The sequence below is a fragment of the Halorubellus amylolyticus genome (genome assembly GCF_034808145.1).
In the GTDB taxonomy this organism is placed as follows: Archaea; Halobacteriota; Halobacteria; order Halobacteriales; family Natrialbaceae; genus Halorubellus.
Genome location: NZ_JAXHGM010000003.1, coordinates 456172 through 478200, shown reverse-complemented (window position 1 = coordinate 478200; position 22029 = coordinate 456172). Strand labels below are relative to the sequence as shown.

At 67.7% G+C, this 22029-nt stretch carries 19 protein-coding genes and 2 pseudogenes; 6 read left to right on the top strand and 15 right to left on the bottom strand.

Features of this window, described 5'->3' with window-relative positions; genetic code table 11:
- Positions 1-50 precede the first annotated feature (50 nt).
- From SM754_RS11135 to SM754_RS11125, 3 genes are all read left to right on the top strand, one after another.
- Positions 51-1727 (top strand): transposase, encoded by a 1677-nt coding sequence (locus SM754_RS11135; RefSeq protein WP_323676300.1) that lies wholly within the window; start codon positions 51-53, stop codon positions 1725-1727.
- A gap of 516 nt (positions 1728-2243) precedes the next feature.
- Positions 2244-2489, top strand: a complete 246-nt coding sequence (locus SM754_RS11130) for a BolA/IbaG family iron-sulfur metabolism protein (protein WP_323676299.1) — start codon at positions 2244-2246, stop codon at positions 2487-2489.
- A 248-nt stretch (positions 2490-2737) separates the two neighbouring features.
- Positions 2738-3079 carry a glutaredoxin family protein gene (locus SM754_RS11125; RefSeq protein WP_323676298.1) on the top strand — a complete coding sequence of 114 codons (342 nt, stop codon included), beginning with the start codon at positions 2738-2740 and terminating at the stop codon, positions 3077-3079.
- 50 nt (positions 3080-3129) lie between these two features.
- On the opposite strand, the gene SM754_RS11120 is transcribed toward SM754_RS11125, so the two are convergent.
- The 3 genes from SM754_RS11120 to SM754_RS11110 all read right to left on the bottom strand — a co-directional run bounded on the left by SM754_RS11120 (position 3130) and on the right by SM754_RS11110 (position 4793).
- Positions 3130-3363 (bottom strand): hypothetical protein, encoded by a 234-nt coding sequence (locus SM754_RS11120; RefSeq protein ID WP_323676297.1) that lies wholly within the window; start codon positions 3361-3363, stop codon positions 3130-3132.
- 97 nt (positions 3364-3460) lie between these two features.
- Positions 3461-4471 carry an NADP-dependent oxidoreductase gene (locus tag SM754_RS11115; RefSeq protein WP_323676296.1) on the bottom strand — a complete coding sequence of 337 codons (1011 nt, stop codon included), beginning with the start codon at positions 4469-4471 and terminating at the stop codon, positions 3461-3463.
- A gap of 85 nt (positions 4472-4556) precedes the next feature.
- Positions 4557-4793 (bottom strand): hypothetical protein, encoded by a 237-nt coding sequence (locus SM754_RS11110; protein ID WP_323676295.1) that lies wholly within the window; start codon positions 4791-4793, stop codon positions 4557-4559.
- A gap of 194 nt (positions 4794-4987) precedes the next feature.
- On the opposite strand from SM754_RS11110, the gene SM754_RS11105 reads away from it, so the two are divergent.
- Positions 4988-6169 carry a tyrosine-type recombinase/integrase gene (locus SM754_RS11105; RefSeq protein ID WP_323676294.1) on the top strand — a complete coding sequence of 394 codons (1182 nt, stop codon included), beginning with the start codon at positions 4988-4990 and terminating at the stop codon, positions 6167-6169.
- Between the two features lie 181 nt (positions 6170-6350).
- On the opposite strand, the gene SM754_RS11100 is transcribed toward SM754_RS11105, so the two are convergent.
- From SM754_RS11100 to SM754_RS11075, 6 genes are all read right to left on the bottom strand, one after another.
- Positions 6351-6929: a VIT1/CCC1 transporter family protein gene (locus SM754_RS11100; protein ID WP_323676293.1), complete on the bottom strand. Its 579-nt coding sequence runs from the start codon at positions 6927-6929 to the stop codon at positions 6351-6353.
- Between the two features lie 6 nt (positions 6930-6935).
- Positions 6936-7226: a DUF211 domain-containing protein gene (locus SM754_RS11095; protein WP_323676292.1), complete on the bottom strand. Its 291-nt coding sequence runs from the start codon at positions 7224-7226 to the stop codon at positions 6936-6938.
- Between the two features lie 115 nt (positions 7227-7341).
- Complete coding sequence (locus SM754_RS11090; protein ID WP_323676291.1) at positions 7342-7863, bottom strand: hypothetical protein; 522 nt, start codon at positions 7861-7863, stop codon at positions 7342-7344.
- 124 nt (positions 7864-7987) lie between these two features.
- On the bottom strand, positions 7988-8770 hold the full coding sequence (locus SM754_RS11085) for a helix-turn-helix transcriptional regulator (RefSeq protein WP_323676290.1): 783 nt from the start codon (positions 8768-8770) through the stop codon (positions 7988-7990).
- 59 nt (positions 8771-8829) lie between these two features.
- On the bottom strand, positions 8830-9030 hold the full coding sequence (locus SM754_RS11080; RefSeq protein WP_323676289.1) for a hypothetical protein: 201 nt from the start codon (positions 9028-9030) through the stop codon (positions 8830-8832).
- Between the two features lie 96 nt (positions 9031-9126).
- Complete coding sequence (locus tag SM754_RS11075) at positions 9127-11454, bottom strand: DEAD/DEAH box helicase (protein WP_323676310.1); 2328 nt, start codon at positions 11452-11454, stop codon at positions 9127-9129.
- Positions 11455-11582: 128 nt separating this feature from the next.
- On the opposite strand from SM754_RS11075, the gene SM754_RS11070 reads away from it, so the two are divergent.
- The gene (locus SM754_RS11070; RefSeq protein WP_323676288.1) at positions 11583-12746 is read left to right on the top strand and encodes an AI-2E family transporter; all 1164 of its coding nucleotides are present in this window, start codon (positions 11583-11585) and stop codon (positions 12744-12746) included.
- A 40-nt stretch (positions 12747-12786) separates the two neighbouring features.
- Here the strand turns inward: SM754_RS11070 and SM754_RS11065 are convergent.
- The 3 genes and pseudogenes from SM754_RS11065 to SM754_RS11050 all read right to left on the bottom strand — a co-directional run bounded on the left by SM754_RS11065 (position 12787) and on the right by SM754_RS11050 (position 17084).
- Positions 12787-14356 (bottom strand): annotated as a pseudogene (locus SM754_RS11065) (TrkH family potassium uptake protein).
- Between the two features lie 83 nt (positions 14357-14439).
- A pseudogene (trkA, locus tag SM754_RS11060) lies at positions 14440-15715 on the bottom strand (Trk system potassium transporter TrkA).
- A gap of 238 nt (positions 15716-15953) precedes the next feature.
- Positions 15954-17084 carry a site-2 protease family protein gene (locus SM754_RS11050; RefSeq protein ID WP_323676287.1) on the bottom strand — a complete coding sequence of 377 codons (1131 nt, stop codon included), beginning with the start codon at positions 17082-17084 and terminating at the stop codon, positions 15954-15956.
- A 115-nt stretch (positions 17085-17199) separates the two neighbouring features.
- Here SM754_RS11050 and SM754_RS11045 point away from each other — a divergent pair, with 115 nt between their 5' ends.
- Positions 17200-18216, top strand: a complete 1017-nt coding sequence (locus SM754_RS11045; protein WP_323676286.1) for a DHH family phosphoesterase — start codon at positions 17200-17202, stop codon at positions 18214-18216.
- A 31-nt stretch (positions 18217-18247) separates the two neighbouring features.
- Here the strand turns inward: SM754_RS11045 and SM754_RS11040 are convergent, their stop codons facing one another.
- The 3 genes from SM754_RS11040 to SM754_RS11030 all read right to left on the bottom strand — a co-directional run bounded on the left by SM754_RS11040 (position 18248) and on the right by SM754_RS11030 (position 22005).
- The gene (locus SM754_RS11040) at positions 18248-18538 is read right to left on the bottom strand and encodes a HalOD1 output domain-containing protein (protein WP_323676285.1); all 291 of its coding nucleotides are present in this window, start codon (positions 18536-18538) and stop codon (positions 18248-18250) included.
- Between the two features lie 267 nt (positions 18539-18805).
- Complete coding sequence (locus SM754_RS11035; RefSeq protein WP_323676284.1) at positions 18806-19294, bottom strand: HTH domain-containing protein; 489 nt, start codon at positions 19292-19294, stop codon at positions 18806-18808.
- A gap of 290 nt (positions 19295-19584) precedes the next feature.
- Positions 19585-22005, bottom strand: coding sequence for an AAA family ATPase (locus SM754_RS11030; RefSeq protein ID WP_323676283.1), 2421 nt, complete (start codon positions 22003-22005; stop codon positions 19585-19587).
- Positions 22006-22029 lie beyond the last annotated feature (24 nt).

The window sequence follows — 22029 nt, the reverse complement described above, 5'->3', positions numbered from 1 at the left end:
CCCTCTCGAGAGGACGGTGTTCTTGATCGAGTCGTACTTAGCGTCTCGTGGTGGCACCGACTCTCAATTCTTGCCGGACTGTCTTTCGACAGATCGCCAGCCAATCATACACTGATTGGCCAGTATACGAATCGACGCCGTTGTACGATCGGGCATCGCTCCCCGCACTGGAATCGGACATTCGGATCGTCGCACAAACGTGGTTCAGACACGACGACCATACCTCCATTGAGCAGTTCGTCTGTTCACTCCCGCTGGCGTATTTCAAATTCAGCACACACGATCACTATGCAGGGTCGACCAGCTACGGGATGGATACCCTCTTTCGGCTGTTCGTGCTAAAAGAATACTACGGATGGGACCACGAAACCGCGCTCGTCGAGTACCTCAACCGCCATCCTTTGCTCTGCGATCAGTTAGGGTTAGAGACGGTCCCGGGTCAGTCGACGTTGTGGCGGAGTTGGAACAATCGGTTCACTGCAGATCTTCGCGAAACCGTCGAGACAGCCGGTCGGACAATTCTCATTAAAGCCCAAAATGCGGGTGTTTCGGTTCCACGCGATCCTCAGCGGAAGCTCCGGTACCGCGATAGCGACGAGGTAGATCCGAGACCGGACGAGCAAAGTATTCTGGAACAGGCGGCGAGGATTACAGACCACGTTAGCCGCGTTGTCTTCCCGGCATTCTCGCTGGCCCGAGGTGAGGGCTGTGAGATTCACGAGAACGCCTACTGGGGATTACAGACGTATCTGGGGCTTCGCGAGAATCTGGCTGCCAACGAGGGTGCTCGCAGCTTCGTCTACGAATCAAACCGAGATCGGACACCGTTGGGCCACGCCCATCGCGACCACATCCGTAAGCTCTCCATCGAGAAGATTCGCGAGATGTACCGACAGGCCGTCGACAGGCTCTTGAACGAGGTAGCGGAGACAGAGCAGTTCTTCCGGGCCGGAATCGTCGCTATTGATATCACAGAAGCGGACCCGTTCACAGGCGATCGGACCGGCCTCGAGGACGAGATCATCGGGACGAAAGAGAACACTGACGAGTACGCCTACCAATGGGCGACAGTCCAGTTGGTCGGCAATGCGGTGCCACTCGTGCTCGATGCTCGTCCGGTACGGAAAGGCGAATCACGCAAAGCAATCGTCGAGGACTTGCTGGATTCAGCTGAGAACCTCGTCCACGTCGATAATGTGCTGATGGACCGGGAGTTCGATAGCCAGCACGTTTTGGAGATGCTCAGCCAGCGTGGACTCTCGTACGTCGTCCCAAAGCGGATGCAGACCAGCGAGAAAGCCCAAGCGAAGCGGTTAATCCAGCGCGACCAAAATCGGTACGAGACCGACCGGAAGCTCCACCTCGGAAAGAACGAGTGGCACGAGACGACGTTGATCTATCGACGGAAAGAGGACGCAGAGCATGATGACCATCGACAGTATTCGGTGTTCATGTCGAATCGGGGGAGCGGGCACCTTACAGAGTACGGCTACAGGTGGGAAATCGAGAGCGGGTACAGGTCAATCAAGCGGTTCATGGCCGCGACGACGTCGAAGCATTTCGGGCTTCGGTTCTTCTACTTCGCGTTCGCGTGTCTCCTGTACTCAATTTGGCGAGCGGTGGACCTACTCGTACAGATCGAGTTGACCGGTGAATACGAACATGCGCCGATGGTGACCGCCGACAACACGCTCACGCTGTTGAAGAAACAGACGGGAATCGGATAGACTCCCCTCCAACGCGGTCGGTCGCCTTACTCAATAGCGGCAGCGCTGCGCAGTCCCGTGCTCAAGAGCAGCATCGGTTGGATTTCTGAGGAGAATCAACGGTTGGCGCAGTGTCCGAGGTCGATCGTCATCTGCAATTCGTCCGAAACCACGCATGCTGACCCCGCTAAACCCGCTGTAGTCTCAACTTCTAATACCGAAACGCATTTGCTATAGCGATATGTGATTTATAAGGTGCCGTTTCGATGCGTAAGAGCCTCGTAACTGCCACTGAAGGAAGAATCGGACCGAAACAGAACCACTTTCGCTTTGTGTAGAAAGAACAAGTGATTTACCTGGGGAGGGTACCTGCTGGCACCGCGACCGACCGAGGAATCCCGGAATCGGGGTTCTGGCGACGGTTCCGTCTCGCTTACGGGACGTCGACGTCACCGGGCGTTCGACCACCGTTCGGAGCACCGGTCCCGGTCGGCTCGTTCGGAAAGGTCTATGCGAGCGCCGTCCCACGCCACTGGCATGGACGAACACGAGATTGCGGACCTCATCGAGGCAGGGATTCCCGACGCGAAGGCGACCGTGACGCGACCACGCGGCCCGGACGACGACGACCACTTCGCCGCCACCGTCGTCTCTCCCGCGTTCGACGGCGAGACCGTCGTCGCACAACACGAGAGGGTCTACGACGCGCTCGGCGAGCACATGACGACGGACATTCACGCCATCGAACTGACCACGCGCACGCCCGACCAGGTCGAAGACTGACCGCCACAACGCGACGGACCGGCGCCTCGTCGCGACCACAGCCATCGACCAACCGAGAGAACTGTCCCCCCAGGAACCCCCGACCTTTCTAGCGACGCAAACCCGGCCATCCACGGAGAGTCGATTCCAGCGACGCAGACGCTCGCCTGCTACCGGGAGCCGATTCCAGCGACGCAGACGCTCGCCTGCTACCGGGAGTCGATTCCAGCGACGCAAGCCATATGCGTCCGGCACTCCCACGGTCAGGTATGCCATTCGACCCCGAGACGGACATGGCGCCCGAGGACGTGGAAGCGACCGTCGACGACGCCATCGCCGAGAACGACGTGGTGTTGTTCATGAAGGGTAACGAGCTGATGCCCCAGTGCGGGTACTCGAAGAAGGCGCTCGCGCTGATACAGCGGCATCGCGACGAGTACGAGACCGTCGACGTCCTTCCGGCGCTCGACGAGTTCCGTACCGCGCTCGAATCCCACAGTGGCTGGGAGACCATCCCCCAGACGTTCGTCGACGGGGAGTTCGTCGGCGGGAGCGACGTTCTGGAGCAACTCGAGGACGACGACGATCTCGCGGCGACGCTCTCCGCGTAACGCCTGCTCCGCTCTGTCTCGCCGACGACCACCGTACAGCGACCGCGTCGTCAGTCCTGTGGGCCGAGTACGAACAAGATGCTGCCGTGGGCAGCCCCGGGCGCGTCGACGCGCTCGACGTGCACGACGTAGTCCGTTTCGGTGAGTGAATCGTCGAGGCTGAAGGCTTCTGTGGCCTTGGAAGCGCGCTCGTAGCGGTCATGGAGCGGCGGCTGTTCGTCGAAGGCGTCGTCGACGGTACGCGCCGAGAGCGTGGCTTGATACGCGAGCGTCGGGACGAGCATGCCAGATGCTGCCGCGTGCTCGCGCAGAACCGCTACTCGGACGCTCATCGGAGTGTGAGGCGTCTGCGACGCTCGGAGCGCTCCGGTCTCGTGACCGTTACTCGTCGACGGCGACGAGCTGTTTCCCGATGTTGTCGCCCTCGAAGAGGCCGAGGAAGGCGTCGGGTGCGTTCTCGAGGCCGCCGGTGACGGTCTCCCGGTACTGGATGGTGCCGTCGCCGACCCATTCGGCGAGCTGGCGGGTCGCGTCCTCGAAGCGCGTCTGGAAGTCGTTCACGAGGAACCCTTCGACGGTGCCACGGGACTCGATGAGTGCGGGGAGCTTCCGCGGACCGGTCGGGATCTCGGTGGCGTTGTAGAGCGATATCTGACCGCAGACGGCGACGCGTGCGTCGACGTTCAGTCGCTGGAAGACGGCGTCCGTGATCGGGCCGCCGACGTTGTCGAAGTACGCGTCCACGCCCCCTGGCGCGGCGTCGTCAAGTGCGGCGCGATAGTCGTCGGTGGTCTTGTAGTTGATGCCGGCGTCGAACCCGAGTTCGTCCTCGAGGAACGCGACCTTCTCGTCGCTCCCGGCGAACCCGACGACGCGCGCACCGGCTGCCTTGGCGATCTGTCCGGCGACACTTCCGACGGCGCCGGCGGCGCCCGTGACGACGAACGTGTCGCCGGGTTTGACGTTCGCGACCTCTCGCGTCCCGAAGTACGCGGTGCGGCCGGGCATCCCGAGGACGCCGAGCGCGGTCGAGACCGGCCCGAGGTCCGGGTTGACCTGTGTCAGGGCGGCGGCGTTCGCGACGGTGTAGTCGGCCCATTCGAGGTTCCCGACGACGACGTCGCCCTCGTCGTAGCCGGTCCCGTTCTCGGCGGCGACGTCGCCGACGACGGCGCCCTGGAGGGGGTCGCCGACGTCCCACGCCTCGGCGTAGGAGTCGCCGGCGTTCATGCGGTCGCGCATGTAGGGGTCGACGGAGAGGTAGCGTGTCTCGACGACGACCTCGCCGGGGGCGGGGTCGGGGACGTCGGTCTCGACGAGTTCGAAGGTGTCTCGATCCGGGACGCCGGTCGGTCGCTTCGCGAGGACGTACTGGCGGTTTGTGTCCGTCACGGATGCCGGTCAGTGCTCGTGTCGTAATGCGATTGGGGTCGCGGAAGGTCGTCGGGAGAAGGCGCAACCGGTCAGTGGGGACGTCTCAGTCGTCTCTGGGCAGGTCGAACGTGCCGGTACTGTCCGTGGCAACCGTGGTCGCGTCGCGCGCGTCGTCGATGATGTAGGGCAGGACGTCCTCCTCGTCGACGTCGGCTTCGTCGTAGAACTCGACGGTCTCGTCGTCGCGGAGCGCGTCGACGTCCGCCTTCAGCACGCGGAGTTCCGCTTTGCGCGCGTCCCGCAGGCCCTTCTTCTCGCGGCCTCGTTTGGTATCTGCCATTACAGTATCTCGAACGGGCTGCGTGGTGATAACTATTGTCACTCTTGTGGTCCGCGGGTAGGGTCGGGGCAGGGTCGAGGTCGGGTGGAGGTGGCGGTCGCGGAATCGGGCCCCCAACGTGCGGGCGTGTCGCCCTCGAACTGCCGGACTGAGAGGTGGTTTCTTGGGGGAGGGAAGCGACGGTCCGCGTACCGATGAGCGACGACCGGACGGGAACGCCGCTCGATGCGGCCGCGGAGGCGCGCGTTCGCCGACTGGAGGCCGGGAACTACCGGCGGAACAACGAGCTCGTGCTCGACGCGTTCGTCGGGTTCCAGCGAGCGCGCGGCGTGGAGACCCTCGAAGCGGTCTCCGCGACGGACTGTCGTCGCTACGCGCAGCATCTCGCCGACCGCGTTCGAGCGGACGAGCTCGCGGCCAGCAGCGCGAACACGTACTACGACGTCGTGCGTGCGTTCCTCGGCTGGTGCGTTCGGGACGGCCGCATCCCGGAGAACCCCGCGGACACGCTGCGTGCGACCGAGGACCTCCCGACGGACTCCGGGGACGTGGACCGCCAGTACTGGTGGCCGGAGGAGCGGGAGGCGATGTTCGCCGCGCTCGACGCGGCCGTCGACGACGCGAACGACACCGCGGGAGACGCGACGGGGACCGACGGCGCGCGGCGCGCGACGTGGGACCAGTTGAAGGCTCACCGCGACCGGGCACTGTTCTTCACGCTCGGGCTCTCCGGCGCGCGCGGCGCGGAGGTGCTCCGCGACCCCGACGACGACCGCCGGAACGGCATCAAGTGGGGCGACGTCGACTTCGACGCCGGCGTCGTCCGCGTGTTCGGGAAGACCCGCGAGCACCAGACGATGCAGGTGATGACGCCGGCGCTCGAGCGACTGGAGCGGTTCCGGCGATTGCTCGCCCCGCCGAGCGCGGACTGGCCGGTGTTCGTGTCCCTGCATCGACCGTCGCTGTACGCGACCATCCGCGAGACGCTCGGCGAGCGCGGGTGGGACGAGGACCGCATCGAGAAGCGGCTCGACGCCGACGGCCCGCTCGCGCTCGCTCGCGACACGGACGTGACACCGCGAGCGATCTCGCTCCAGGGCGCGCGCTCGATGATGCAGCGTCGCTGCGAGGCGGCCGACGTCGACGTCGACGGCGAGTACCTCAAACCCCACGGCGGACGCCGCGGACTCGGGCACGAACTGTACTCGGAGAAGGCCGAACTCGCGCAGGAGGTCCTCCGGCACGAGAGCGTGACGACGACGCACCAGAGCTACCGGGAGGTACAGGCCGAGCAGTTGCGCGAGGACGCCGAAGCCGTCCTGTACGGTGAGGACGACGACGGGACGAACGACGCGTCTCGCGGACCCGAGGACTGACCGACCGCGTCGCCTGCCGTCAGCGTCGGTTGTCCGACCGCTCGTCTTCGCCGCACTCGCGGTCGCGTGCGAACTCGGATACCGACGACTAGGGTACCGACGACCCGGATGCAGCGGAGGACGGTGTCCGGTCGTCCCCTCGCCAGACGGTGTGGGGGTATCGTTCGGAGCGCGCGGTCGGTCACCCTCCGAGGAGGATGTTGAGTGCGGCGACGACGATGCCCGCGAGCCCCATGCGGGCGCCGGCGACGACCCAGGATTGCTCGGATAGCGCCCCGAGGTACGCGCCGAACGTGAACAGGAGCGCGACGCCGAGTGCGACCGCGAGCGCGGTCGCGGCGAGTGGGTCGAGGAGGTCGTCCGGGGCGAGGAACGGGAGGAGCGGAACGAGGACGCCGACGATCGGCCCGATTCCGCTCATCGTCGCGCTCACCGCTCGCGCCGTCCGGTTGCGGCGCGCGATGACGGTGTCGTCGAGCTCCCGGAGCATCGCCGCTTCGACGCGCAACCGGTCGGCTCTGGTCTCCGCGCGCTCTATCTCCCAGACGCTCCACACGCCCGAGGTCCCGAGACCGACCGCGCCGCCGGCACCGATCGCGAACACGGTCGCACCGTCGGTGATCCCGGAGAGGTACGCGCCGACGACGACGCCGACGCTCGTCAGCGTCCCGTCGAACCCGTTCGAGACGAAGTACCGGCGGGAGAGCGCGCGGACGTCTTCGTCCGCGAGCACCGCCCGCAGGCGCGCTCTGCGTGACATCCGTCGCTATGGGTCCTGCGGCGTCACGCTCTGTTCGACGAGGACGTCGCCGGTCACCACCTCGTCGATGGAGTGGACGGTCCCGCCGAGGTCGTCGATGGCGGCCTCGACCGCGTCGTCCGCTATCGCCTGGCCTTCGACGGTGAGTTTGACGTTCTGGACCTCGCGGTCGGTCTCGACGAGGACGGCGTTGACGCCAGTGACGCCGTCGCAGCGCGCGGCCGCGGCGGCGAACTCGCGGATGTCCGGGTCGTGGGGCTTGAGGACGTCGAGAACGAGGCGTCTCAGTTCGACCATGCCGGCGGTACGGCCACGGTGCGTTTCAACTTATGGCATGACTCGGTTTCCGGCTGGCGCGACGGGTACGCGTCCGCGTGTTCGTCACGCGTCGGTGGTGCGTACCGTGCGACCGTCACGCGTCGGTGGTGCGTTCCGCGGGTCGGCGGCGTGCGGCGACGGTGCGGGCGACGGCGGCGGTGAGGAGCGCGACCGTCGGCACCAGGAAGAACCAGCCGATGCTGAACACGCCAATGACGGTCACGACGCCGCAGAGGACGGCGGTCGTCCACGTCACCGCAATCCGGTTGGTCCACGCGCTCGCTGCGCCGATTCCGACGAGGGCGAGGAGCGCGACCGACCAGAAGAACAGGACGGGCGCGTTCCCCCCGGCGCCGAACACGTAGTCGATGCCGGCGGTGCAGGCGTGCGTGGTCGTCGTCGTTCCCTCGCCGGTCGAGCTGGTGCTCGTCGCGCACGTGACGGGGCCGAACGCGCCGAGCATGTAGAGCGCGCCGCCGACGCCCGCGACGGTCGCGACGCCCGCGCTCGCCCTCGCCAGTCGACCGAGCGAACCGCCCCGGGCGTCGGGGTCCGCGTCGTCGGTTCCGGGTGTCGAGCGCCCGGGTCGCGCGTTCGGGTCGGAGGAGGTCGTCATACGTGGACGGACGAGCGCGTGGGGGTTTACGATACCGTCCGTCGGGCGCGACAGCGGCTGTCGTCGGTCCCACCCCGCGGACCTGACCGCGGAGGTGGCTGCCGGGAACGGAGGTCGTTCGTGGTCACCGGCGAGACGGGGGAACGCGCTCGCCGCGGTCGCGGTGGCGTTCGTACCGTTCGGTCGCCCAGGCGCGCACGCGGTCGTCCGTCGAGTCGACGCACGCGGCGAGCTGTCCGTCGTCGGCGTACGCGCACAGGAGCACGCGGTCGTCGGCGAGGGTCACGCCCAGGTCGACGTCGGCGGGCGTCCGGTAGAGGTCGAGGACGCCGAGGCCGAGCACGGCGCGGAACTCCAGCGGGTTCTCCGAGCGCGCGCGTTCGACGGTCGGCGTCGGCAGGACGAGTTCGGTGTGGGTACCGTCCCTGGCGAGGTGAGCGTGAGCGTCGTGGTAGAGGCGACTGAGGACGGGGGAGAGCATCCGTACGCGGTCGGTGTCGAGCGCCCGGACGCGGTCGACGTAGAACCCGACGGGGGCCTGCGGGTCCTCGCGCGTGGCGGTCCGGACGGTCGCGTCGGCGAACCGCTCGGGGTCGAGGTCCGCTGCGTCCGCTGGGAGCGCCGCGTAGACGGCTTCGAGTCGGTCGATGCCGTCGAGGTCGTCGAGGTACTCGGCGTGGGTTCGGGCGACGAGGGCGCCGGTGGTCGTGAGGTTGTACGCGCCGTCGCGCTTCTCGACCCAGTCGCGGTCAGCGAACGCGGCGAGGTGGCGTTGGACGGTTCGACGGGAGGCGTCGACGGCGTCGGCGAGGGCGGCGGGCGTGGCGGGGGCGTCCCGGAGCGTCGCGAGCACGCGCCAGCGCTCGGGCGCACCGGCGAGGAACGCCGCGTCGTCGTGGGCGGTCACGGGTCCGACGGTTCCACGCCCAGCCTCATGGACCTTCCTCCACGACCCGGGGCTCGTCGTCAGGCGGTCGACTCCTCGCGGTCCTGTTCGGCCGCCATCTCGAGTACCTTCGGGGTGACGACGGCGTCGAGCACCGCCATCGCGTACACGAGGTACCGGACCGGCGGGTCGAGGAAGAGCGTGCCGACGACCACGAGCACGACCGCACCACCGATACCGATTCCGTGTCGAAGCATCGGATTCTCAAGGGGATTGCTCATGTCTCCCGGATGGTTCACGCGGAACATCAATCTGTTCGTTTCCAGACACGCGACGAGTGACCCGCCAGCTCGCGGTCGGCGACCACCGCGAGGCTCTCACTCCCGGTCGGTGAGCGCGTCGAGCAGGTGCGTGGCCCCGGCCTTGTCCAGTGGGTCGTTCGCGTTCCCGCAGTGCGGGCTCTGGACGCACGCCGGACAGCCGTCCTCGCACGCGCACGCGTCGAGCATTTCGACTGTTCGGGCGGAGAGCGCGTGCACGTCCTCGTAGGCGGTCCGCGCCAGGCCGACGCCGCCGGGGTGGCCGTCGTAGACGAACACCGTCGGTTCGCCCGTGTGAGGATGCAGGGGCGTCGACAGCCCGCCGATGTCCCGGCGGTCGCAGAGCACTGTCGTCGGGAACATCGCTATCTGCGCGTGCTCGGCGGCGTGGATGGCACCCGGGAAGTCGTACTCCGCCGTGATGGCGGTCTGGACGTCCCCCGGGACGGTGTAGTAGAGCGCGCGCGTCTCCAGGGTCGTCTCCGGGAGGTCCAAGGGGACCTCGCCGAGCGTCTCGCCGGACTGCGCGTCCCTGCGTTCGAAGCCAGTGATCCGCTTGCGCATCCGGACCTCGGCGAATCGACACGGGACGTCTTCGCGCGCGAACGGCGCGCTCTCGTCCAGGTCGGCGTGGACCTCGATGGTCTTCTCGTGGAGCGTCCGCGTGTAGTAGTCCGCCCACGTCGGACTACAGACCGCGACGTCGCGGTCCAGGTCGAGCTCGCGGACCTCGTACTTCTCGCCCTGATGGTAGTAGACCGCGCCCTCGTGCGCGTCCCGCAGCGCGTCCGCGAACGACAGCGTCGCGAACGCGTCGTCGCTTCGTTCGTCGACGAGGTCGACCTCGCGGTCGTCGACCGTCCGGAGACTCGTCTCGTGCTGCGGGCTCCCGCCGCCCGCGTACGTCCACCGGGTCCCGCGGTCGGTGTCGCGGCGTTCGAGCGTCCCGCCGCGCACGAGGTCGCCGACGACGTCGTCGAGCGCGTCGCCGAAGTACGCGCGGTCGGCCTCGGAGAGCCAGTTCTCCTGGGCGGCGCTCGCGACGTGCGCGGGCAGCAACTGGTCGTTCTCGGGGTTCGACACCGCGCGCTCGGGCGGCGCGTCGAACAGGCTCGCGGGGTCGCCCATCACGTACTGGTCGAGCTGGTCCTCGCCGGCGACGAGACAGACGAGCGCCGGGTCCTCGCCGCGGCCCGCGCGCCCCGCGCGCTGGAACGTACTCATCCTGGTTCCGGGGTACCCGTCGAGTATCACGGCGTCGAGGCCGCCGACGTCCACGCCGAGTTCGAGCGCGCTCGTCGACCAGACGCCCGCGAGGTCGCCGTCGTGCAACCTGGTCTCGATGTCCTCGCGCCTCCCGTCGCGGAGCGCGGCCTGGTACGCCGCGACCCGCTCTCCCCTGTCGGTCTCCCCGCGCTTCCGGAGCTCTGTCGCGCACTCCTGCGCGTACCGCTCGGCGATCTGGCGCGACCCCGTGAACACGACCGTCTGGAGGTCCCGCTGGACGAGGTCGCAGAACAAGTTCTTGGCCTCGACGTGGGGCGACCGACGGCGGCCGCCGTCCTCGCCCCAGCCGTCGTCGGCGTCGTACTCCGGCGGGTTCCAGAGCAGCCAGCGGCGCGGCCCCGTCGCGCTCTCGTCGTCGTCGACGAGCGCGAACCCGGACTCGTCGCGGCCGACGACGGTCGCGGCGTGCTCGACCGGGTTCCCGATGGTCGCGGAACAGCACACGAACTCCGGGTCGGCGTCGAACCGCTCGCAGAGCCGCTGGAGGCGACGGAGCACGAGCGCGACGTGACTCCCGAACACCCCGCGGTACGCGTGCACCTCGTCGATCACGACGGTCTCCAGGCGGTCGAAGAACCACTCCCAGAGCCGGTGCGCGTGCGGGAGAATCCCGTAGTGGAGCATGTCCGGCGTCGTCGCGAGCACGGTCGGCTGGCGCTCGCGGACGTCGCGCTTCTCCGTCTGCGAGAGCTGGCCCGTGTACTGCGCGACGCTCACGCCGCTCCCGAACGGCAGGCCGCCGGCGAGCTCGCGCAGCGTCTCCGTCTGGTCGTTGATGAGCGCGACCTGTGGCGCGACGTACAGCGTCGTCGCGCGGTCGTCGAGCGCTCGCTCGAACGCGGGGATGGTGTACGCGAGGCTCTTTCCGCTCGCCGTCGGCGTCGCCAGCACGACGTCCTCGCCGCCCCGGACCGCCTCGACGGCGCGCGCCTGGTGGCCGTAGACGTCCTCGATGCCGGCACCGAGGAGCGCGCTGGCGACGCGCGAGTCGACGTCGACGTCCGCGAACGACGCGCCCCGCTCCGGCGTCGTCCGCTCGTAGACCACCTGCCCGTCGTAGTACGGTCGCCCGCGGAGCCACTCCACGACCGAGTCCATCGGCGCTGTCACTACGCGGCCGTTCGACGTCCGTAGGTGAAAACCACTCGGTGACGGCGACCGCGTTCGCGTCTCGCCGACGCACGCGACCCCCTCGTTCTAAGATGCCTGCCGTGGTAGGAGCGGGCATGTCTTGGTTCGATGACAGACGACATCGTCTGGGTCTGATGCTGCTCGTCGTCTCCATCGTCTCGCTGTACGTCCTCTGGCAGATCGTCTGGACGGTGTTCTTCGCGCTGACGTTCGTCTACGTCCTCCAGCCGTGGCGGGCCCAGTTCGTCGACCACGGCGTCCGCCCTCGCCTCGCGGCCGCCGCACTCACCGTCGTCGCGTTCTTCGGCGTCCTCGGGCTGTTCGTCCCCGTCCTCCTCGTCATCTACCAGCGACGGAAACCCATCCTGGACTTCTTCCGGAACGCGCCGGAGGTCATGGAGCTCGCGTTCGGCGGGTTCACGTACACGCTCGAACTCCAGTCGTTCGTCCCCGTCGTCCGCGATGCACTGTCCTCGATCGCGGTGAACGTCGCCAGCGCCGCCCCCGTCCTCGCGATGAAGGTGTTCCTGTTCGTGTTCCTCGTGTACGCGCTCCTCTACAAACCGGGTGGAGTGCAGTCGCTCGTCTTCCGGACCGTCGGCGGCGACGTCCAGGAGGAGCTCATGGCGTACCACGTCCGCGTCCGCGAGACCCTGTACGGCCTGTACTTCGTGCAGGCGGCGACGGGCGTCCTGACGTTCCTCATCGCGCTCCCCGTGTTCGCCATCCTCGGGTACGGCGCGTTCTTCTCGTTCGCGGTCGTCGCCGGCATCCTCCAGTTCGTCCCCGTCCTCGGCCCGTCCGTCGTCGTCGTCGCGCTCGCGGGCGTCGAAGCTGCTGGTGGGGACATCCCGCAGGCCGTCCTCGTCCTCGTCCTCGGCCTGAGTCTCGTCGCGTTCCTCCCCGACGCCGTCCTCCGGCCGCGCCTCGCGAAGTACAGCGCCGGGATGCCCGCGAGCCTCTACTTCGTCGGGTTCGTCGGCGGCGTGTTCACCGTCGGCCCCATCGGTATCATCGCCGGCCCGCTCGCACTCAGCCTCCTCCTCGAGACGTTCGAACTCGTCGCCGACGGCGTCGAGGAACGCGAAGCGCTCCCGCTCGAAGCCGACGACTCGGCAGGCGAGGGGACCGACCCAGACACCACCGACGAACCCGACACCAGCGACGTCGAGCCACAGCCCGGCGACGACGTCGACCCCGTCAGCGACGGCGGCACCAGCGACGAAGCCACCACCGACGAGACGGACGCCGAGCACTGACGCCGCGAACACGAATCGGAATCGGTCCCGTGTGTCGGTGCTACCACTCCCAGAACGACCGGGTGAAGATCACCAGGACGGGAATCACTTCGAGGCGGCCGAGCCACATCAGCACGACCATGAGGAGCTTCGAGGTCGCGGGGAAGAAGAGGTAGTTCCCGAACGGACCGAGCCGGCCGAACCCCGGACCGAGGTTGCCGAGAGTCGCGATGCTCGAGCTCAGTGCCTCGATGGTCGACAGCTCGAGCCCGATCCGGTGTGCGTCGAGTTGGATAAGGACTGCAGAGACCGCGAAGATGGTCAGATAGAGGAAGACGAACGAGAACACCGCTCGAACCACGTCCTCGTCGACGACGGTGCCGCCGATACGGACGGGTTCGACGGCGTCCGGATAGACCGTCGCGGTGAGCTGCCGCCGGGCAGCCTTGAACACGACGAGCCACCGGATGATCTTGATTCCGCCGCCGGTCGACCCCGCCGACCCGCCGATGAACGCGACGGCCAACAAGAGCAGCTGTCCCCACGACTGCCACTGTGCGAAGTCACTCGTCGCGTAGCCGGTCGAGTTGAGTATCGTCACCGTCTGGAACAGCGCCTGCCGGAGCGAGTTCTCCACGACGCCCTCCGTGACACCGCCGAACTCTAGCGCCGGCGCCGTCCCGCTGAACAACAACCCCCAGAGCAGAACGGCGATACCAAATATCGCACCGACGTAGGCCTGGAACTCGCGATTCCGGAACACCTCGATGTACTTGCCCTGAAGCAGGAAATAGAACAGCGCGAAGTTCGTTCCGGCGACGACGATGAACGGGATCACGAGCCACTGGACCGCCGGCGAGAACGCCGCGATACTCGCAGCCTGTGGCGAGAACCCGCCGGTCGGGAGCGTCGTGAACCCGTGCGCGATCGCGCTGTACAGGTTCATGTTGGGAGCGAGTCCGACGAGATGCAGCGCGCTACAACAGCCCGATGAACAACAGCGTGATGCCGGCGTAGATCGACCACAGGATACGCGCCGTCTCGGCTATCTTCGGCGTCAGCTTGTTGAGTTCCGGCCCGGGCGCCTCCGCGTCGATCAACTCGGCGCCGCTGACCGCGAATTCAGACAGGATCGCGACCATGAGGACGATGATCCCCATCCCACCGAGCCACTGGGTCAGCTGTCGGTACATCAGTAACGCGTGAGAGTGTCGCTCGAACGAGATCTCCGCGAGGAGGGTCGACCCCGTCGTGGTGAACCCCGACGTCGACTCGAAGAGCGCGTTGACGAACGAGACGACGAGGGCGCCCGGCGAGCCGAGCGAGAGCCCCACCGTCGACGGCGTGCCGTAGCCGGCGAGCAGGTAGGGAATCGTCCCACCGACAGAGACCCCGACCCAGGCGAGCGTGACGAACAGGAACGCCTCCTCGAGCCGCAGGTCGGAGTCGTCTTCGAGTCGTTCGAGCGCGAGTCCGATGGCGGCGGTCGCGACGATCGAGACCGCAAACACCACCACGTCGTCCCCGTAGATGACCGCGACGATCAGCGGGAGCGCCATCGCCGCGGCGAGGTACTTCAGGACCGTGCCGACGAGCGCGACACTCTGTCGCCAGTTCACGCTTACCCGCATTCAACGATTCCACCCGCTGGATTCGAGATGGTACCCAGGTCTGCCACTGACTCGGAGAGCGTGATATCGGTGTCTGTACGCGTTCATAGGCGTGCAATCGTCTCTTCGACGACGTCGCTGTCCACGAGTATCACTGCGTGATCGCCGGGGGCGATGACGGTATCGCCACGAGGTGCGAGGAGGCTCCCATTCCGCGTGACTGCTCCGACGACGACTCCCTCCGGAAGGTCCTGGATCGCTTCACGTATCGGGCGGTCTGCGAGAACGCTGTTCGTATCGATCTGGATCTCGATGACCTCGGCCTGGTTGTCTTCCAGCAGCGCGACGTTCAGGGTGTCCTGGTCGCGCGCGAAGTCGATTATCTCCGCGGCCGTCGCTCGGCGGGGGTTCACCGCGACGTCGACGCCCGCCTCTTCGAACAGCTCGACGTACTCACCGTTGTCGACGACGGCGACCGCGCGGTCGGCCCCTTTGCGCTTGGCTCGCAGGGCGGCCAACAGGTTCTCCTCGCTGTCGTGCTCCAGTGCTGCCACCACGACGTCGACGTCGGTCATCCGTTCGTTCTCGAGGAAGTCTCGGTCCCTCGGGTCCGTGTTTCTGACCGTGGTGGCGGAGAGCCGTTCGGACAGTTCTCTGGCGCGGTCGGCGTCGGCCTCGATGAGGTGCGGTCGGAGACCGCGGTCTTCGAGCAGTCGGGCCGTCTGGTACCCGATATCGCTCCCGCCGATGAGCAAGATGTTCTCGGGGCGCCGCTCGCGGGGAGCCACCTCGGTGCCGACCGTGTGAACCGATTCGGGGGCGCCCACGACGACCACACTGTCGCCGGGGTGGATACGTGTCTCCCCGGTCGGCTTCCCTGATCGTCTGGCCGGCGATCGTACTGTCGGGGCCGATCTCGAACTCGGCCATCTGGACCCGGCCACCCGCGAACACGTCGAAGTTCTGCGCGGCCGAGAGACCGGTTCCACCGGCGGTGGCGGCGACGGTCAGCAGGTTAGTTCCGACCATGAAGTCGACGCCGAAGACGTTCTCGGCCTGGTCCCAGGTGTCGATGTACTTCACGTCCTTGACGCGGGCGACCGTGGTGACGTCAGCGAGTGACTTCGCCGTCGCACAGGTGAGGATGTTGATCTCGTCGCTATCAGTGCACGCGATCAGGATATCGGTGTCTTCGATGCCGGCCTCTCGGAGGGTCTCGATGGCTGAACTGTCGCCCGGTACCGCGAGTACGTCGAGGTCGTAGCTGAGCCTGTCGATCCGGTCGGTGTCCACGTCGACCATCACGATGTCGTGGGTAGCGTCGAGTTCCGCTGCGACCCTGGTCCCGACCTGACCAGCACCGGCGATTAGTATACGCATTCAGTAAGTAACTGCTCTTTCTGGGTGCTGTGATTACTATCCTTTGGTTTGATTCACAGTCGTACGGCGTAAGCCACGTCCTGTTCAGGTGAGCACTCGCCGGCTGTCCACCCACGGATTATGGAAGCGGTCGACACGCATCTCGAGTGTGTGGGACCACTTCCCAGTCAAGTCACGTTCGACAGTGTCGAGTCGACGGCTCGATTCGAATCGAGCAAGGGCAGTCTGGGAGCCGGGTTCACTGGGCGAACCGGTCGCGCTGGCTGAGGCCGGTGAGTTCGAGGAGGGAGGCGAAGTCGCCGCGGTCGACGATGCCGACGACCTCGTCGCCGTCGGTGACGAACGCGTACTCGGTCTTGTCCATCTCGCGGAGGGCGTCGAACGCCCCCGTCGTCAGGTCGACGGTCGGGAGGTCGGTGGTGGCGACGTCGCCGACGAGCGTGCCGGTGTCGCGGCCGTGTTCGCGGAGGGCGTCGAGGCCGACGAGGCCGACGACGCGACCGCTGCGGTCGCGGACGACGTGCTGGTCGACGCGGTCGTCGAGCACGCGCTGTGCGAACGCGTCGAGCGTGACGTCGGCGTCGACGCTCGGGCGGTCCACGTCGTAGACGTCCTTGACGAGGAACCCTTCGAGCATCCCTTCCAGCGCGACGACGCGGCTCTCGCCGTTCGCGGCGCTGTACACGAACAGCGCGAGCAGGAGGAGCATCGGGGCGCCACCGAGGAGGCCGACGAGCGCGAACAGGATGGCGAATACGACGCCGACGCGTGCCGCGAGCCGCGTCGCGTCGACGTACGGCCGAGAGCGAGCGAGGAACGCGCGGAGGACGCGGCCGCCGTCCATCGGGAACGCCGGCAGGAGGTTGAACACGGTGAGCGTGAGGTTCGTCACCGCGAGGAACCCGAGGACGAACACGACGCTCGGCGCGCTCGCCGGCACCGCGAACAACGCAGCGTAGCACGCGATCCCCGTGAGGACGCTCGCGGCAGGGCCGGCGAGCGCGATGACGAGTTCGCGCCCCGGTTCCTTCGGGAGGCGGTCCAGGCTCGCGAGTCCGCCGAGAATCCAGAGCGTGATCGCACTCGTCTCGATGCCGTACCGTCGAGCGGCCGCCGCGTGCCCGAGTTCGTGCAGCGTCACGCTCGCGAACAGGCCGACGGCCGCTACCCCACCGAGAACCAACCCGTTGCTCGCCTGGAGCGCCTCGTGGTCCAACGCCACGCCGGACAGCGCCTCGACCAGCCCCGCGTACAGTTCGATCTGTGTCGTCCCGCCGATGATCCACGCGAGGACGGGGAGGAACACCACGAGCGAGATGTTCACCTTGATGGGAATTCCCCAGACGGTGGCGACCCGATAGTTGTACATAGCTGTCCGGATGACCGCCACGCGGATAAGTGACTGCCCCACACGGCCGTCGGCTCCCGTCTTCGAGCGGTCGGCTCGCCCGAAGGTCCTTGTGTCATCCCGTCGTCGGTCCGGTATGGACGCGAGTGCCCTGTTCGACCTGCTCGCCGACGGCGACACGCTCACCGTCGTCTGCCACAACAACCCGGACCCGGACTGCCTGGCGAGCGCGCTCGCACTCGGCCGTATCGCCGCCGCGGCCGGCATCGACGAGTACGACATCTACTACAGCGGCGAGATCAGTCACCAGCAGAACCGCGCGTTCGTGAACCTGCTCGACATCGACCTGTCGCGGTTCGACGAGGCGGCGGTCCGCGACCGCGACCCCGGTGACCTGCTCGCGTTCGTCGATCACTCCAGGCCCGGCGCGAACAACGAGGTACCCGAGGACGTCCCGGTCGACATCGTCCTCGACCATCACCCGGCGGAGGACGTCCAGGCGCGGTTCGTCGACCACCGCGAGGACGTCGGCGCGACCGCGACCATCCTCACCGGGTACGTCCGAGAGCTCGACGTCGAGGTGGAGGAGACGCTCGCGACCGCGCTCCTGTTCGCCATCCGCCGGGAGACCCTCGGGTTCCTCCGTGGCGTCACCGTCGCGGAGTACGACGCCGCGGGGTACCTCCACGACCGCATCGACGAGGACCTCCTGCATCGACTCTCGGCGCCGTCGATCAGTGGGGCGACCGTCGACGCCATCGCGGACGCCATCGAGAACCGGAGCGTCCGCGGGTCGCTGCTCGTCTCGCACGTCGGTCGGACGAGCGAACGCGACGCGCTCCCGCAGGCCGCGGACTACCTCGTGACGCTCGAAGGCGTCGACACCGCCATCGTGTTCGGGATCGTCGACGCGGACATCCACCTGAGTGCGCGCACGACGGACGTTCGCGTGAACGTCGGCGAGGTGCTCGCGTCCGCGTTCGAGGACGTCGGGAGTGCAGGCGGCCACAGCGAGATGGCCGGCGGCGAGATTCCGCTCGGTATCTTCGCTGACTACGGCGACGACGGTCCGCCGCTCGTCGACATCGTGGAGCGCGTCGTCACCGCTCGGTTGTACGCGGCGTTGAACGTCGAGGAGGACGACGACCGCTAGACACCGGCCGCGAACCGGGAATCCGACTGCGCTACTTCGGGTCGATGACGACGTGACCGTCCCGACCGACGCGGATGCGTGCGTTCGCGTACTCGAACTCGATGGTGACCGGGGCGACGTGTCGACCGGTGAGGATGGACTCGATACCGTCGACGTCGACGGCGTTCTGTAACGGCTCGAGGTCGAGGGGGTCACAGCACATGACGTGGGCGACGGCTTCCACGAGGACGATACCCGCCCCGGGGACCGTTCGCCAGTCGCACTTCAGATGATACTGGCCGTCCTCGGGGTCGAACGTCGGGTCCACGTCGAAGTTCGTCATGAGGGGTTCCAGAAGGAGCTACCCGTGAGTACGCTCCGCGAGGATATATCTATGTCCGTGTCAGGGGCGGTACTGGCGTGGCCGGTCAGGTCGCGGCGTTCGATGCGGGAGGACGGGCGACCGATCGGTTTCACCTCGTGACGGGGGCTGTGAACGTCGCCGAGCGCTGTCGACGGGTGCGCGCAGTTCGAGAACTCGACGTGTCGGCGCGCGGCCGGTCGTCGCGACAGCCCCGTCGGCAGGGTGGTCGTCACGGGGACCGCGCCGTCAGGTCCTCGCACGTGCTCGATGCGCGCTGACGGTGCGTTCCAGGTCGTCGAGGCAGTCCGTGACGGTGTACGTGACGTCGGCCTCGGGGTCGGTCGAGGGCGCCACGTCGACGAGGACGCCGTCGGCGTACACGGCGACGCAGAGGACGGGGAACATGATGACCTCGTAGCTGTCGTCGGAGATCATCGAGGAGACGGTTCGCGTCCCGAACGCGGGTTCGAGCGTGCGGTCGTGCTCGCGGGCCCACGTCCAGAACCGCGAGTACGTCGCTCGCGCGTCCTCGCACCAGTCGTCGTCCGCCTCCGGCATGAGCTCGTGCGCCCACGCCTGACGTTGGACGCGGTCGACGTCGCCGGTCTCGACGAGCGATTCGAGGCGACCGATGACGTGTCGTTGCTGCTCGTGCGTCCCGTGCATCGACGCGCAATGATAGACGTCGACGTGAACGTCGTCTGCGTCTGAAAGGTCTATGTGCTCTGTTTCCATGGTTCGTGCAGCGCCCGCCGCGGGCCGCGACTCCCACCGGGAACTCCGCGTCGTCGCGGCACCGCGTGCGCCGTCGTCGAAGGGCTGGTGAGCGAGCGGCAAGGTTATACGCGCGGTATCAGTCAGTAACCTTTCAAGAGGTTTCGCGGTCCGCGGTAGGCGTCGGTTATCGACCGGAAACGGCCCCTACTCGCAGTCGTTCGAGGCCTTCGCGACGTGCATCCGTCGGGAATCGACTCCAAGGTCGACCAGTGGTGGTTCCGTCGGTCCAGCGTGACGACGTGGCTCCGTCACTGGAACCCCGCGGGCGAACCGGCGTCGACGGACTGCCGCTCGCTGGGTTCCTCGTAGCGCTCGTAGCGTTCGCGGACGTCCGCCGGCACGCTCGGATCCACGTCCGCGAACGCCGCCTCGAAGTCCGCGTGCGAGACGATGGGGCCGGGGACGTTCGAGGGGTCGACGCCGTCCGCGACGTCCTCGAGGTGCGCGCGCGTCGCTCGCGTCGCCGCCTCCCGGCAGATCGCTTCGATGTCCGCGCCGACGTACCCCTCCGTGCGGACGACGAACGCGTCCAGATCGACGTCCGGTGCGAGCGGCGCGTCCGCGGTCTGCACCTCGAAGATCTCGCGTCGAGCGTCCGCGTCCGGGACCGGCACGTGCACCTGGCGTTCGAGCCGCCCGGGTCGCAGCAGCGCGCCGTCGATGAGCTCCGGGCGGTTCGTGGTCGCGACGACGAGGACGTCCTCCAGGCTCCCGATACCGTCGAGTTCGGTGAGGAGCTGGCCGACCACGCGCTCGCCGACGCCGGACCCGTTCGCGCCGCCGCGTTCACCCGCGATGGCGTCGATCTCGTCGAAGAGGACGACCGCGGGCGCGTTCTCGCGAGCGCGCTGGAAGACCTCGCGGAGCCTGGACTCGGACTCGCCGACCCACTTCGAGAGGAGCTCCGGGCCCTGGATGGAGAGCAGGTTGCACTCGGACTCGGTCGCGACCGCCTTCGCGAGCATCGTCTTCCCGGTCCCCGGTGGGCCGTACAGGAGCACGCCGCTCCCGGTGTCCAGCCCGGCTTTCTCGAGGACGTTCGGGTACTTCAGCGGCCATTCGACGGCTTCGCGGAGCGTGCGTTTCGCCGACGCGAGCCCGCCGACGTCCTCCCACGAGACAGCCGGAATCTCCACGTGCATGTCCCGGAGTGCGGACGGGTCGGCGTCCTCGAGCGCCGCTTCGAAGTCCGCGTTGGTGACGACCGGTGCCTCGCGGATCGACGCGCTCGCGCTATCGCCGTGTGCGCGCTGGAGGGCACGCATCGCGCCCTCCTGGACGACGCTCGCGAGGTCCGCGCCGACGAACCCGTGCGTGCGATCGGCGACGGCGTCGACGTCGACGTCGTCCGCGAGCGGGACGTCGCGCGTGTGCACGTCGAGGATCTCGGCGCGGCCGTCGCGGTCCGGGACGCCGACCTCGACCTCGCGGTCGAAGCGCCCGCCGCGCCGGAGCGCCGGGTCGATGGCGTCGGCGCGGTTCGTCGCCGCGATGACGACGACGCGGTCGGTCTGGTCGAGGCCGTCCATGAGCGTCAGGAGCTGGGCGACGACGCGACGTTCGACGTCGCCCGCGGCGTCGGACCGCTCCGGCGTGATGGCGTCCACCTCGTCGATGAACACGATCGCGGGCGCGTTCTCCTGGGCTTCCTCGAACACGTCGCGGAGGTACTCCTCGCTCTCGCCGTAGTACCGCGACATCACCTCGGCCGCGGGCAGCGAGACGAACGTCGCGTCGACCTCGTTCGCGACCGCTCGCGCGAGCAGCGTCTTCCCGGTCCCGGGCGGTCCGCGGAGGAGGACGCCGGCGGGCGGGGCGACGCCGAGCTCCTCGAAGAGGTCCGGTCGTTGAAACGGGAGTTCGACGAGTTCGCGGACGCGAGCGAGCGCGTCGTCGAGCCCGCCGACGTCCGCGTACGTCGTCTCGGGCCGGCAGGCGGTGACGGTGCTCGCGTCCTGGGGCGAGCGGACCTGCGCCTCCCCGCCGTCGCTACGGGCCTCACGGGTGCTGTCGCCGTTCGCGTCCACCTGCCCGTCTGTACTGTTCCCGTCCGCGTCCACCTGACCATCCGTGCTGTCGGGGTCGACGGGCTCGCGGTCGGCGTCCTCGCCGTCGTCCGTCGCGTCCGTCGCGTCCGTCGTCGCGTCCGGATGCTCCGCTTCGCCGGCGTGCGCGTACGCTCGTACCTCCAGGTCGGTCCCGGGGGTGACGCGCACGACGCCGTCGGGGCGGGCGGCGGCGATGGCGACGGGTATCGAAGCGCGGTCCGGTGCGCCATCGAAGGTCGTCGCGACCGTGCATCCGGGGGCGAGCACGCACCCTTCGAGGTCCTCGAGCAGCGAGTGCTTGAACGACGTGAGGCTGGCGAATGGCTCCTCGACGCCGACGAGCAGCGCGTCGGCCTCGACGGGCGTGGTCGCTGCGACGTCGACGACGTCACCGGTCTCGACGTCGAGCGCTTCGCGGAGGACCGCGTCGATGCGGACGATGCCCGCGCCCTCGTCCTCCGGGTACCCCGGCCAGACGCGTCGGAGGATCGTCGAGTCGCCGTTCGCGAGTTCGACGAACTCACCGCTCAAGAGGTCCAGGTGAGACATCGCGGCGATGTCGACCGCCACGAGGCCGTTTCCGACGTTCTCCTCGCGGAGCGGATGTACGGTAAGTTCCATGGTGGATGTGTTGGCCGGTTCGAG

Excerpts from the sequence above, each read along its gene's own strand:
- SM754_RS11130 (WP_323676299.1), top strand. The coding sequence starts at position 2,244 with ATGGACGAACACGAGATTGCGGACCTCATCGAGGCAGGGATTCCCGAC.
- SM754_RS11125 (WP_323676298.1), top strand. The coding sequence starts at position 2,738 with ATGCCATTCGACCCCGAGACGGACATGGCGCCCGAGGACGTGGAAGCG.
- SM754_RS11120 (WP_323676297.1), bottom strand. The coding sequence starts at position 3,363 with ATGCTCGTCCCGACGCTCGCGTATCAAGCCACGCTCTCGGCGCGTACC.
- SM754_RS11110 (WP_323676295.1), bottom strand. The coding sequence starts at position 4,793 with ATGGCAGATACCAAACGAGGCCGCGAGAAGAAGGGCCTGCGGGACGCG.
- SM754_RS11105 (WP_323676294.1), top strand. The coding sequence starts at position 4,988 with ATGAGCGACGACCGGACGGGAACGCCGCTCGATGCGGCCGCGGAGGCG.
- SM754_RS11100 (WP_323676293.1), bottom strand. The coding sequence starts at position 6,929 with ATGTCACGCAGAGCGCGCCTGCGGGCGGTGCTCGCGGACGAAGACGTC.
- SM754_RS11095 (WP_323676292.1), bottom strand. The coding sequence starts at position 7,226 with ATGGTCGAACTGAGACGCCTCGTTCTCGACGTCCTCAAGCCCCACGAC.
- SM754_RS11090 (WP_323676291.1), bottom strand. The coding sequence starts at position 7,863 with ATGACGACCTCCTCCGACCCGAACGCGCGACCCGGGCGCTCGACACCC.
- SM754_RS11080 (WP_323676289.1), bottom strand. The coding sequence starts at position 9,030 with ATGAGCAATCCCCTTGAGAATCCGATGCTTCGACACGGAATCGGTATC.
- SM754_RS11075 (WP_323676310.1), bottom strand. The coding sequence starts at position 11,454 with ATGGACTCGGTCGTGGAGTGGCTCCGCGGGCGACCGTACTACGACGGG.
- SM754_RS11070 (WP_323676288.1), top strand. The coding sequence starts at position 11,583 with ATGTCTTGGTTCGATGACAGACGACATCGTCTGGGTCTGATGCTGCTC.
- SM754_RS11050 (WP_323676287.1), bottom strand. The coding sequence starts at position 17,084 with ATGTACAACTATCGGGTCGCCACCGTCTGGGGAATTCCCATCAAGGTG.
- SM754_RS11045 (WP_323676286.1), top strand. The coding sequence starts at position 17,200 with ATGGACGCGAGTGCCCTGTTCGACCTGCTCGCCGACGGCGACACGCTC.
- SM754_RS11040 (WP_323676285.1), bottom strand. The coding sequence starts at position 18,538 with ATGACGAACTTCGACGTGGACCCGACGTTCGACCCCGAGGACGGCCAG.
- SM754_RS11035 (WP_323676284.1), bottom strand. The coding sequence starts at position 19,294 with ATGGAAACAGAGCACATAGACCTTTCAGACGCAGACGACGTTCACGTC.
- SM754_RS11030 (WP_323676283.1), bottom strand. The coding sequence starts at position 22,005 with ATGGAACTTACCGTACATCCGCTCCGCGAGGAGAACGTCGGAAACGGC.